12 protein-coding genes, 1 pseudogene and 1 other annotated feature are annotated in these 12,399 nt (G+C 42.9%); of the genes and pseudogenes, 2 read left to right on the top strand and 11 right to left on the bottom strand.

Going from position 1 to position 12,399, the window contains the following annotated elements; genetic code table 11:
• Window positions 1-32: 32 nt before the first annotated feature.
• From LH47_RS02760 to LH47_RS02740, 5 genes are all read right to left on the bottom strand, one after another.
• Window positions 33-962 (bottom strand): ABC transporter ATP-binding protein, encoded by a 930-nt coding sequence (locus LH47_RS02760; protein WP_043964583.1) that lies wholly within the window; start codon window positions 960-962, stop codon window positions 33-35.
• Window positions 959-2,017, bottom strand: coding sequence for an ABC transporter ATP-binding protein (locus tag LH47_RS02755; protein ID WP_043964581.1), 1,059 nt, complete (start codon window positions 2,015-2,017; stop codon window positions 959-961). The genes LH47_RS02760 and LH47_RS02755 overlap by 4 nt, the downstream gene beginning before the upstream one ends.
• A gap of 20 nt (window positions 2,018-2,037) precedes the next feature.
• Entirely contained in the window at window positions 2,038-3,048 is a 1,011-nt protein-coding gene (gene opp3C, locus LH47_RS02750; RefSeq protein ID WP_084221234.1) for an oligopeptide ABC transporter permease, read from the bottom strand.
• Window positions 3,048-3,977, bottom strand: coding sequence for an oligopeptide ABC transporter permease (gene opp3b, locus LH47_RS02745; protein WP_003395390.1), 930 nt, complete (start codon window positions 3,975-3,977; stop codon window positions 3,048-3,050). The genes opp3C and opp3b overlap by 1 nt, the downstream gene beginning before the upstream one ends.
• 103 nt (window positions 3,978-4,080) lie before the next feature.
• Window positions 4,081-5,727 (bottom strand): peptide ABC transporter substrate-binding protein, encoded by a 1,647-nt coding sequence (locus LH47_RS02740; protein ID WP_043964575.1) that lies wholly within the window; start codon window positions 5,725-5,727, stop codon window positions 4,081-4,083.
• 286 nt (window positions 5,728-6,013) lie between these two features.
• Between LH47_RS02740 and LH47_RS02735 the strand changes: the two genes are divergently transcribed.
• Together LH47_RS02735 and trpS are read left to right on the top strand one after the other, a co-directional pair.
• Entirely contained in the window at window positions 6,014-6,343 is a 330-nt protein-coding gene (locus LH47_RS02735) for a DUF3899 domain-containing protein (protein ID WP_043964573.1), read from the top strand.
• A 35-nt stretch (window positions 6,344-6,378) separates the two neighbouring features.
• Window positions 6,379-6,606 (top strand) — a binding site (T-box leader).
• Between the two features lie 47 nt (window positions 6,607-6,653).
• Window positions 6,654-7,643, top strand: a complete 990-nt coding sequence (trpS, locus tag LH47_RS02730; protein WP_043964571.1) for a tryptophan--tRNA ligase — start codon at window positions 6,654-6,656, stop codon at window positions 7,641-7,643.
• A gap of 29 nt (window positions 7,644-7,672) precedes the next feature.
• On the opposite strand, the gene LH47_RS02725 is transcribed toward trpS, so the two are convergent.
• The 6 genes and pseudogenes from LH47_RS02725 to LH47_RS15000 all read right to left on the bottom strand — a co-directional run.
• Window positions 7,673-8,413: a YjbA family protein gene (locus tag LH47_RS02725; RefSeq protein ID WP_043964569.1), complete on the bottom strand. Its 741-nt coding sequence runs from the start codon at window positions 8,411-8,413 to the stop codon at window positions 7,673-7,675.
• Between the two features lie 76 nt (window positions 8,414-8,489).
• The gene (locus tag LH47_RS02720; RefSeq protein ID WP_021094748.1) at window positions 8,490-8,696 is read right to left on the bottom strand and encodes a hypothetical protein; all 207 of its coding nucleotides are present in this window, start codon (window positions 8,694-8,696) and stop codon (window positions 8,490-8,492) included.
• A 55-nt stretch (window positions 8,697-8,751) separates the two neighbouring features.
• Window positions 8,752-9,474: a DUF2268 domain-containing protein gene (locus tag LH47_RS02715; protein WP_043964567.1), complete on the bottom strand. Its 723-nt coding sequence runs from the start codon at window positions 9,472-9,474 to the stop codon at window positions 8,752-8,754.
• Between the two features lie 71 nt (window positions 9,475-9,545).
• Window positions 9,546-10,787 (bottom strand): beta-ketoacyl-ACP synthase II, encoded by a 1,242-nt coding sequence (fabF, locus tag LH47_RS02710; protein ID WP_043964711.1) that lies wholly within the window; start codon window positions 10,785-10,787, stop codon window positions 9,546-9,548.
• Between the two features lie 33 nt (window positions 10,788-10,820).
• Window positions 10,821-11,753, bottom strand: a complete 933-nt coding sequence (locus LH47_RS02705) for a beta-ketoacyl-ACP synthase III (protein ID WP_043964565.1) — start codon at window positions 11,751-11,753, stop codon at window positions 10,821-10,823.
• A 501-nt stretch (window positions 11,754-12,254) separates the two neighbouring features.
• Window positions 12,255-12,399, bottom strand: a pseudogene (locus LH47_RS15000) (UPF0236 family protein); the annotation flags it as partial.

The following is a 12,399-nucleotide window of genomic DNA, read 5'->3' as shown; positions in this document are numbered from 1 at the left end:
AAACGAAAAAAGCTAATCTCTCGAACGAGAGATTAGCTGTGCATCGCTTTATATTTTTCATACTCTGCTTCTGAGCAGTAGACGAAATGACCTGGCGTAATTTCGCGCATGCGCACGTCTTCGCCTTCTTTATAGTTATGTTGCGACGGATCGTAAATGATCCGTTTACGCGTCCGTTCCGTTTCTGGATCTGGATGCGGGATCGCAGATAAAAGCGACTTCGTATACGGATGAATCGGGTTGCGATACAATTCTTCCGCATCCGCAAGCTCAACCATTTTTCCGAAATACATGACGCCAATTCGATCGCTAATGTATTTCACCATCGACAAGTCGTGGGCGATAAATAAATACGTCAATCCTTTTTCACGTTGCAACTTTTTCATTAAGTTGACAACTTGCGCTTGAATCGATACGTCTAAAGCCGAAATAGGCTCATCAGCAATAATAAACTCCGGTTCAACCGCAAGCGCGCGCGCAATGCCGATCCGCTGACGCTGACCGCCTGAAAACTCATGCGGATAACGGTTCGCATGTTCACGGTTTAATCCGACCGTTTCAAGCATTTCATATACGCGGTTCATACGCTCTTCTTTCGACTTTGCCAATCCGTGAATGTCGATTCCTTCTGCAATAATATCCGCAACCGTCATTCGCGGGTTTAATGACGCATACGGATCTTGGAAAATCATTTGCATTTTCCGTTTTAATTCTTTCGCTTCCTTCGCTGACTTTTTCCGATGTACGCTTAACCCGTTAAACAACACTTCGCCGCCTGTTGCCTCATATAGTCCAATAATCGTGCGTCCTGTCGTTGACTTTCCGCACCCCGACTCCCCGACGAGACCGAGCGTTTCTCCTTTATAAATATCGAACGTGACATCGTCAACAGCTTTAACGACTTGACCTTTCCCGACTTTAAAATATTGTTTTAAGTTTTTCACTTCAACGAGTTTGTTCATCGCTTCTCCCCTCCTCGATCTTTCGTTAATGCTTCGAACTTTTTCATCCGTTCACGAACGACTTTCGGAGGTTCGACTTTCGGTGCGTTCGGGTGAAGCAACCATGTTGCGGCATAGTGCGTATCAGACACTTGAAACATCGGCGGCTCCATTTCGTAATCAATTTTTAACGCATATGCATTACGAGGCGCGAACGCATCTCCTTTTGGCGGATTTAACAAATCTGGAGGCGTGCCCGGGATCGAGTACAATTCTTCATCTCCGTGCTCTAAGCTTGGCATCGACGCAAGCAGCCCCCACGTATACGGATGTTTCGGGTTGTAGAAAATTTCATCGACTGTTCCTTTCTCTACAATTTTCCCTGCATACATGACCGCAACGCGATCCGCCACATTTGCTACAACACCTAAATCGTGCGTAATGAAAATAATCGACGTTCTTGTCTTTTTCTGAATGTCTTTAATGAGCTCTAAAATTTGTGCTTGAATCGTCACGTCTAGCGCGGTTGTCGGCTCGTCCGCAATTAACACTTTCGGATTGCACGCAAGCGCGATCGCAATGACAACCCGTTGGCGCATACCACCTGATAATTGGTGCGGATATTGTTTAAAACGGAGCGCTGGCTCTTTAATGCCGACAAGGTCAAGCAATTCAATGGCGCGCGCTTTCGCCTCCGCTTTTGTCATTTGTTGATGTTTTAACAATACTTCTGTAATTTGTTTTCCAATCGTCATCGTTGGGTTTAATGCTGTCATCGGGTCTTGGAAAATCATTGAAATTTCTGCTCCGCGCACACGTTGCATTTCTTTTTCCGACAGCTTGGTCAAATCGCGACCTTCTAATAAAATTTGACCTTGCTTAATTTTTGCTGGTGGCATCGGAAGTAGACGCATGAGCGCTTTAGACGTCACCGATTTTCCTGAACCAGACTCCCCAACGATCGCAAGCGTTTCTCCTTTGTACAAGTCAAACGATACACCGCGTACAGCTTGTACTTCCCCACCGTACACATCAAACGAAATATGCAAATCTTTTACCTCTAGTACCTTTTCCATTGTTCCACCCCTTTCATCCGTTATTTACGCATTTTCGGATCAAGCGCATCGCGCAAACCGTCCGCTAATAAGTTAAAGCTTAAAATGAGCAAGCTGATCACAAACGCTGGAATCATCATTAAATGTGGGAACGTTTGGATCGATTTATAGCCATCATTAACGAGTGAACCGAGCGACGCTTCAGGAGGACGAATGCCAAGTCCGATAAAGCTTAAAAACGCCTCTGTAAAAATCGCACTCGGAATCGTAAACATCGTTGTAATAATAATTGGACCGACGACGTTCGGAAGTAAATGTTTTCCGATAATACGTGCATCAGATGCCCCGAGCGTACGCGCTGCTAAAACGTATTCCATATTTTTCAGTTTTAAAATTTGTCCGCGCACAATACGCGCCATCGTCACCCATCCGGTAATGACCATCGCCATCGTAATCGAAATAATTCCCGGCTCAAACACAAGAATAAATAAGATGACAACAATTAAGTTTGGGATACCGACGAGCACTTCAATAATGCGCTGCATGATGTTATCGACGCGACCGCCGTAAAATCCTGAAACGCCGCCGTAAATAATTCCAATTAATAAATCAATCGCTGCTGCTAATACACCGATATATAACGAAATGCGGGCACCGTACCATGTCCGTGTCCATAAGTCGCGACCGAGGTCGTCTGTACCGAACCAATAATATTCTTTCACACCACGTTTCTCGTACACATCAATGCCGTTCATATCTTTTCCATTAAACGGAAGCCAATCAATATTTTCTAACACCGGAATGCGCGGTGGTAATTTCGCATGTTGTAAATTTTGCTGTTTATACGTACGATCGCTCATGATCGGTGCAAAAATAGCCATCAACGTAATGGCAATAATCATGATTAATCCGAACACAGCACCTTTATTTTTTCTTAATCGAAGCCAAGCGTCTTGTAAAAACGTTAAGCTTGGACGATTAATTTTTTCCATATCACCTTGACGCTCTGTCGCTAGCTCAAACAACTCAGGAGATAGTTGCTTTTCTGTCATTATTTTTTCCCTCCCGCCAAACGAATTCGCGGATCAATTAAGCCGTAAAGCACGTCCACAATAAAAATAACAAAAATAAATAACGCACTATAGAAAATAGTCGTTCCCATAATGACCGGATAGTCATTTAAGTTAATGGAGCGAACGAACTGCTCCCCTAATCCAGGAACGGCAAAAATTTGTTCGATAACTAATGTTCCTGTCATTAAGTTAACAGCCATCGGACCAAGAATTGTAATAATCGGAATCATTGCATTTCGCAATCCGTGTTTAAAAATGACGCCAAAGCCGCTAATTCCTTTGGCACGCGCTGTTAAAATATAGTCCGAACCGAGCACTTCTAACATTTCTGTACGCATAAAGCGCGCGATGCTCGCGATAACGAATACGGATAACGCTAGCGTTGGCATGATCGTGTACTCAAAACCATCCCAAAACGCAACAGGAAGTAATTTTAATTTTACACCGATGTAATATTGCAACAATCCACCGAATACAAATGATGGAATGGAAATACCTAAAACAGCTAACACCGTTGCTCCATAGTCAACCGCTGTATTATGACGAACAGCAGCGATCACACCGAGCAAAATACCAACAATTGTCCCGAATACGAGCGCTTGAAAACCGAGTTGTGCCGATGGCCCAATGCGATCACCAATCAATTGTGTCACTGGGCGATTGTCATATTGGAAAGAAACGCCTAAATCTCCTTTAACTAAGTTGCCTAAATAACGAACGTATTGCACAGGAACTGGATCATTTAGACCATACTTTTCTAAAATGATTTTTTGTTGTTCTGGTGATAGCTTCTCTTGATTTTGGAGAGGGGAGCCTGGGAGAAGCTTCATTAAAAAGAACGTGGCTGTTGCAATGATAAATAGCGTAATAATCATATAAATAAGACGTTGCAACGTATATCGTGCCATATCGCACACCTCCTTAAAAATTAAAAACTTTTTGAAATTTTACTGATTAGCAGGCAAAAGGAGAGTATATGCTTATCGCACATATACTCTCCTTTCTTTTCGATTACTCGATATAAGCCCACTTGTAGCTGTTGTCTGGACCGAATGGATGATCAACGATACCTTTCACGTATTCACGCTCTAAGTACGCTGCACCACGTTGGTACATTGGCGCGATAACCGCTTCATCTAACAAGATTTTCTCAGCTTTTACCATTGCATCCCAACGAGCTTGTAAGTCAGAAAGAAGCGTTGTTTTCGCATCTTTTACAAGTTTGTCGTACTCAGCATTTGACCAACCAGTTTGGTTGTGAGCACCGTTTGTAACAAACATGTCGATGAATGTCATTGGATCTTGGTAGTCTGGACCCCAACCAGCAAATGATAACTCATATTGCATTTTGCTTTCAAGGTCAAGTTTTTGCTTAAATGGTTGTTGTTTAATATTGACTGTTAAACCTGGCAAGTTTGTTTCAAGTTGCTCTTTTAAGAACTCACCAATTTTCTTCGCACTTTCAGAATCGTAGTTTAACAATTCAAGCGTCACTTTGTCTTTGCCAAGCTCTTTTTTCGCTTGCTCCCAATATTTTTTCGCTTCTTCAGCGTTAAATGTTACTAAATCGCCATTTTCTTCACGGAAGTCTTTTCCGTTTGGACCTGTAACAAATCCTTCTGGAACGAAGTAGTTCGCTGCTTTTGAACCGTTATTTAAGATTGTCGCAACCATCGCTTCTTTATCAAAGCCCATCGCAATCGCTTTACGAGCATTTACGTTTTTCAACACTTCATTCTTTTGGTTCATGCGAATGAAGAACAATACAGGCTCTGATTTTGTTTTAAAGTTTTTGTCGCTGCTATATTTGTCAACAAACTCTGCACTTAAACCAACGCGGTCTGCTTTGTTTGTTTCATACAAGTTTACGCCAGTCGCAACGTCTTTAACGATGTTGAAGTTAATTGTTTCAAGCTTTACAGTTTGTGCATCCCAATATTGTTCGTTTTTCTTTAATTGGAAGCTTTGTTCATGTTTCCACTCGCTTAATACGAACGGACCGTTGTAAATTGTTGTGTTTGCTTCAAGACCGTATTTGTCCCCTTGCTCTTTCACAAATTTCTCGTTTTGTGGATAGAATGTTGGGAACGATAATAAGCTTAAGAAATATGGAATTGGGTTTTTCAATTCAACTTGTAACGTTTTGTCGTCAATTGCTTTGACGCCTAATTGGTCAACAGGCACTTTTCCAGTGTTTACTTCTTCAGCGTTTTTAATGTCGTACATGATGTACGCATACTCAGCACCTGTGTTTGGATCAAGCGCTTTTCTCCAAGCATATACGAAATCGTTTGCCGTCACAGCATCTCCGTTTGACCATTTTGCATCGCGAAGTTTAAATGTGTACACTTTTCCATCTTCGCTTACTTCATAGCTTTCAGCCATTCCTGGCGTAGGCTGATTGTTTTCGTCTAAACGGTATAATCCTTCAAATACGTTGTTCATGACGCGGAATGATACGGCATCAGTCGCTAACGTAGAGTCTAGTGAAGGAATTTCAGAAGTTTCTAACAAGTTCAATACTTGCTCTTTCGCTGGTGTTTCTTGTTTTCCTTCATCTGAAGGTTTCGGTTCTTCCGCTTTGTTGCCGCCACATGCTGCTAGCACCATGGAAGCAACGAGAAGAAGCACGAAAAAGATAGATAACTTTTTCTTCATGCGAGTTTCCCCCTCATCTGTTTATTGTATTTATTCCCATCTTCTGATTTATCAGAAGATTTGAAACACAAGGACATTATATAACGAATTAATATATTTGAAAAGATTTTTTTTGAACTTTTTTTAAATTTTCTAACATTTTAGAGAAATGTTAGATTTGTTCACAAATTTGATAAAATCAGCTTGATGACTATTTTATTTGTTTTTTATTCATTTGTAAATAGAAAATTTACACTTTTTTTAGTATAATACTTTACAGCGATTAAGCACGAAAGGTGGATAAGTTGTGAAAAAACTAGTTGTGACAAGCTCTCTCGTCTTTTTCATTGCGCTAACGGTTGCACTTTTTTCTGCACATAAATGGCTTACTTTTATTAACGTTTCGTTTCTTCTCGCTCAACCGCTCGTCATCATCGGTGGCTTACGGTTCATTTATGAACGCGGATTTTTCGATGTAACGATCGCGAGTTTTAAGCGGTTGTTTCGCTCACCTGTCGAGCGTTATTATGCCCAAGACGAGCATGATGATGAAACAAAAACGCAGTGGGGCGCTCCCTTTTTTTTCGCCGGGCTATTCGTAACGTTCGTGACGTTTATTTTGTCATACGTTTATTGACATGAAAAAACGAACACCATATAATGTTGTAAAAAACCGATGCGATGACAAAGAATAGTACATATAACGAGGCGTTCAGAGAGCTTGTGGACGGTGCGAACAAGCCGCTAGTTGTATGGAATGGGCTTTTGAGCATTCAAGTTGAAAAAAAGTAGGCTTGAACGTTTGCCTTCCGTTACAAAGGCGCCATGCATACCGCATGGGCAAAGTGATTGTCGCAATGACAATAACTAGGGTGGCACCACGGTTCTATCGTCCCTAAAGATGATAGGACTTTTTTTATTGTCAAAAAATGAAAAGGAGTGATTCGATGAAGACGATTTTTTCAGGTATTCAACCAAGCGGTGTCATTACGCTCGGCAACTATATTGGAGCGATGAAACAATTTGTTGAACTACAAGACGATTACAATTGCTATTTTTGTATCGTCGACCAACATGCGATTACCGTTCCGCAAGATCGGCTAGCGCTTCGGAAAAACATTCGCAGCTTAGCTGCCTTTTATTTAGCGGTCGGCATTGATCCGAACAAATCAACGTTATTTATTCAGTCCGAAGTGCCTGCGCATGCGCAAGCGGGTTGGATTTTACAATGCATCGCCTATATTGGCGAATTAGAGCGCATGACGCAGTTTAAAGACAAATCGGCCGGAAAAGAAGCAGTAAGCGCTGGGTTGTTAACGTATCCGCCGCTTATGGCAGCCGACATTTTACTTTACTCGACAGACATCGTTCCTGTCGGTGAAGATCAAAAACAACATATTGAACTCACGCGCGATTTAGCGGAGCGATTTAATAAACGATATGGGGACATTTTCACGATCCCAGAAGCGCGCATTCCGAAAATCGGCGCCCGCATTATGTCGCTCACTGACCCGACGAAAAAAATGAGCAAATCCGATCCGAATCAAAAATCGTACATTACGTTGCTTGATGATGCGAAAACGATCGAGAAAAAGGTAAAAAGCGCCGTCACAGACTCAGAAGGTGTTATTCGCTATGATAAAGAAAATAAACCGGGCGTATCGAACTTATTAACGATTTACTCCATTTTAGCGAACGAGCCGATCGAGCAATTAGAAGAGCGCTATGCTGGAAAAGGATATGGGGAGTTTAAAGCAGATGTCGCAGAAGTGATTATTAACACCCTAACGCCAATTCAAGAAAAATATTACGAACTCATGGAAAGCACTACATTAGACGATATTTTAGACGAAGGTGCCGAAAAAGCAAACCGCGTCGCAAGTAAAATGTTAAAGAAAATGGAAAACGCCATCGGTTTAGGAAGAAAAAGACGATAAAAAACTCAGCTCCACGCGGGCTGAGTTTTTTAATTCACTTTCGGCTCTTGCTCCATTTCCCATAGTTTTTCAAAAAACGGCTGCCCTTTGACGAGCCGTTCGCATAAATGAGCGTGCCGTTCGGACCAACCGTATTTCGCTTCTTCGTACAAGCCGTTCCACGCTTCTTCAAACGACATTTGTTGAATGTATGCATACTTTTCTGGCGCCCATTCCGTGTACCAATAGCGCACTTCAGCGACATTTTTCGTTCCATACAGCTGGTCAAGCGCCATAAATAATAGCTGCTTCAATTGCCGCTCTTTGCGTGTCAACCCGCTCATGAGCGCAGGATGCGGCGATAAAATATGGTATTCTTTTTCACTTTGTTGAAATGGATATATGCGCACATCTTGTTCTTTCACCATCTCATAAACGAGCTGTTCTTGGCGTGGAATAAGCCGGCTTTTTCGAATCGGAATATGATAACCGATCGTATCAATTGCCACAATGCCACAACCATCTGTCGCAATAAAACAATATTCAAGCTGGATGCGCTCATGATTTTTTCTCACGTACGCTTTTTGATATACATCTTCAAGCAGCGGCTTCGGAATTTCCGACAAACTATTTTCTAAGTAATGAAACAGCTGTGGGCTCACTTTTAATACAGGCACTTGATCTAACAGCTCAATCGCATCATCTTTTCTCCACTCATAAAAGTGGCAAACGTTATACCCGTTTTCTTCCCCTTCAAACCAATTCACCCAAACATCGTGAAGATATAACATGCATAACCCCTCACTTCGAACGATTTGTTCACAGTATGGTCAGAGGTCGTTCATTTTATTCCATTTCACCCTAAATTTAACCATCGTCATGAGACGGAAAAAAAATGCTTAACCACGTCATAAACAAACCGATCGGCAAAAAGTAACATTCCACTTTTGTGCTAATAAACAACAAATATTCTTTCCAGTCTGAACGCGACGCCATAATATTTAAATACGCAATCATCGTCGTCCCACCAATGACCGACATCCCAAACCCAAGCAAATAAAAAAAGAAACGCATCCGTCAGTCCCCCTTGTCCACTACTATATGTATGAACAAGCGTCTAAACGATGCGTTACGTAAAAAAAATTTCTTCAGCTTTCATCGAAAGTAGCTCTATCATCGTCTTTTTTTCTAGCGCCCGCTTGACGACCATATATCCGACCGCATAACCAAGCATGCGCGGATAAAATGCTGAACCGTATAAAAGCGCGCGGTAACGAGCATCGTCTGGCCGAATAGAGAGATTTGGAATCATCCATTTTTTCATCCATTGCTTTAGTTGTTCTTCTGTATAATATGTCGTCCATGTTGCGACATATTCGCTTCCGAGTCGCTCCTTCACCGCATGTTCTGCTAATCCTTCCATCACGATGCGATCAAGAAGCGTATATTCCCGTTCCTCTTTCGGATCAGCGTGGAGACGGCAAACGTGGTTATATTCGTGAATAAGGAGGGCATAAACATGCTCGTTCGATACGTGAGGAAGCAAAAATAAAAATAGTTGATCGCGAAAAGCGACGCCTGATTTTCCGCCAAATTCATGTTGCAGAGAACGGTTTGTGGCATCAGCCGGGAAAATAAATACGGGCACGTCTGGGCCATCCCACTCTTTTCGGAGTTCTGTGAACTTTTTCGCAACAAACATCCATACGTTTTTTTCTGCGAGCTGTTTCATCGTATCATGTTGGTTATGTCGCGCCATGCCGTGCGCAAATAAATGACGTTGCACATCTTCTTTTATTTTTTTTCGCCACATATCGTCCATAAACCAATGTTTCGTGTTAATCACTCCCATAACATTCCCTCCTTTCGTTATCGCATTGTACGATAAACGAAAGGAAAATGTGAAAAAGGATGAGGCGAACCTCATCCTTCATATTTTTTGAAAATAATCGTTGCATTATGTCCACCAAAGCCGAGCGAGTTGCTTAATACCGCACGCACGTTTTTTTTGCGCGCCACGTTCGGCACGTAATCTAAGTCGCATTCTGGATCTGGTGTTTCGTAATTAATCGTTGGCGGAATGACGCCGTCGTGAATCGATAAAACGGAGAAAATGGCTTCGATTGCACCCGCTGCGCCAAGCAAATGTCCCGTCATCGATTTCGTCGAGCTAACAGCTAATTTATATGCGTGTTCACCAAATACTTCTTTAATCGCCATCGTTTCATATTTATCGTTATACTCTGTACTCGTGCCGTGCGCGTTAATATAGTCGATGTCCTCTGGCTGCATATTCGCATCATGAAGCGCTTGACGCATCGCACGCACCCCGCCTTCTCCACCAGGTGCCGGAGCAGTAATATGATACGCATCGCCTGTCGCACCGTAGCCAACAATTTCAGCATAAATGCGCGCACCGCGTTTTAACGCATGTTCTAATTCTTCTAAAATAATAATGCCAGCCCCTTCGCCCATAATAAATCCGTCGCGATGTTGATCAAACGGACGGCATGCGGTTTTTGGGTCCGGATTAAACGAGAGCGCTTTCGCTGCGCTAAATCCCGCAAATGCCATATGTGTAATTGGCGCTTCTGTTCCGCCGGTAATCATCACATCCGCATCGCCACGCTCAATGACTTTAAACGCATCGCCAATCGAGTTCGTTCCTGTCGCACAAGCGGTGACCGTACATGAGTTTATTCCTTTTGCCCCAAGCATAATCGACACTTGCCCGGCCGCCATATCCGGAATCATCATCGGAACGAAAAACGGGCTTACGCGACGATATCCTTTTTCTAAAAACGTTTTAAGCTGTTCTTCGTACGTTTCCATCCCGCCGATGCCCGAACCAATCCAGACGCCAACGCGCGGTGCATTTTCTTCCGTAATTTGTAAATCAGCATCTTTTACTGCCATCATGGAAGCGGCGACCGCATATTGCGTAAATCGGTCCATTTTGCGCGCTTCTTTTTTATCGATAAATTGTTCCACTTGAAAATCTTTTACTTCCGCTGCCACTTTCGCAGGAAAATCGTCCGCATTTAACCGTGTGAGCGGACCGATGCCGGATTGTCCAGCAACGATGTTTTTCCATGTCGTTTCAACATCATTTCCTAACGGCGTGACAGCCCCTAATCCCGTGACGACGACTCGTCTTTTTTTCACCATTCATCACTCCTTTGTTTCATCATACCATCGCTATTTGCCCCAGCGCAATGCAATAGCGCCCCACGTTAATCCACCGCCAAAGCCGACCATAATGATGAGGTCATCATCTTGAATGCGTCCGGCTTCCACTTCTTCTACAAGTGAAATCGGAATGGAAGCAGCGGATGTATTTCCGTATTTATTCACTGTAATCGACATGCGCTCAACAGGAAGTTCGAGCCGTTCGCGCGCCGCCTCCATAATGCGAATGTTCGCTTGATGCGGAATTAAAAAGTCGACGTCCGCTTTCGTCAATCCGGCTTTTTCTAATACGCGAATGCATGACTCGCCCATTTGGCGAACCGCAAACTTAAATACTTCCCGACCGTTCATGACCACATAATCGTCTTGATATAAATATTTTCCGCCTGTACCGTCTGCCCCAAGTTCAAACGATACGATGCCGCGGCCTTCAGACACTTTGCCCATGACAACCGCCCCTGCACCGTCTCCAAACAACACCGCTGTATTTCGATCGCTCCAATCAACGATTTTTGATAACTTTTCTACACCAACGACAAGCACGTATTTGTACGTATTTGTTTCAATAAATTGTTTCGCGGTTACCATCGCATACATAAATCCTGCACATGCCGCGCTTACGTCGAGCGCGGCTGCATGCACCGCCCCAAGCTTTTCTTGCAACATACATGCGACAGATGGAAAGGCGCGATCCGGCGTCACCGTCGCTACTAAAATGAGATCAATTTGTTCCGAAGAAATGCCCGCATTATCAAGAGCTCGCTTCGCTGCGATATAACCCATATCGGACGTATCCATATCATTTGAGGCAATGCGCCGCTCTTCAATCCCTGTGCGCGTCCGAATCCATTCATCTGACGTATCCATTCGTTGTTCTAATTCTTTATTCGTCACAATACGTTCCGGCAAATATCGTCCAATTCCAATAATTCCTGCACTCACGGAAATATCGTCTCCTTTTATTATCAAACTTTATTACTTGGTACTAATTTTACTTTCTTTTTTCGTTTCACGCAATAAAAAAATGCGGGCTTATTTTCAAGCCCGCATGCGTCATCATATACGCAGCGTTAAACTGCGGATTGCGTAATGTATATATAGTATATGCACATTCGTTAAATATTTGCATAAGCATTTTTTTTTAAATAATGTGGGAATAAAAAACGAGAGACAACCGAACTAGGCTGTCTCTCGGAATGCGTAATGATACACGTAACAAACCGTTACGAACATGTAATGTATTCTCATTATAATGGTTTTGTAACATGTATGTCAAGTTTTCATCTATGTACGAGTCAGTCAAGACTTTGTGGAGAACATTTTTTCGGTTCACTACGGGTGTTGTCAATCACTAGTTAGCGAACCATTTTCAGGAATTGATATCGTAAGCGCTTTTGGACTCTCATCCCTCATCTTGAAGTGATGATATTGTATTCCATTTTTTTACACCCAACCAAAATCCCGAAGCGCCGACAACGCTTGATGGATCGGCGTCCCGGATGACCGCTGCAGACACGGTAGATTCTGACGCACCACATCTGCCCACAACCGTCCTGCCTTCCGTTTGGCCTGTTCAACCCGCTTGGAC

The sequence above is a fragment of the Anoxybacillus thermarum genome (assembly GCF_000836725.1).
In the GTDB taxonomy this organism is placed as follows: domain Bacteria; phylum Bacillota; class Bacilli; order Bacillales; family Anoxybacillaceae; genus Anoxybacillus; species Anoxybacillus thermarum.
This window is presented reverse-complemented; position numbering and strand designations above follow the sequence as displayed.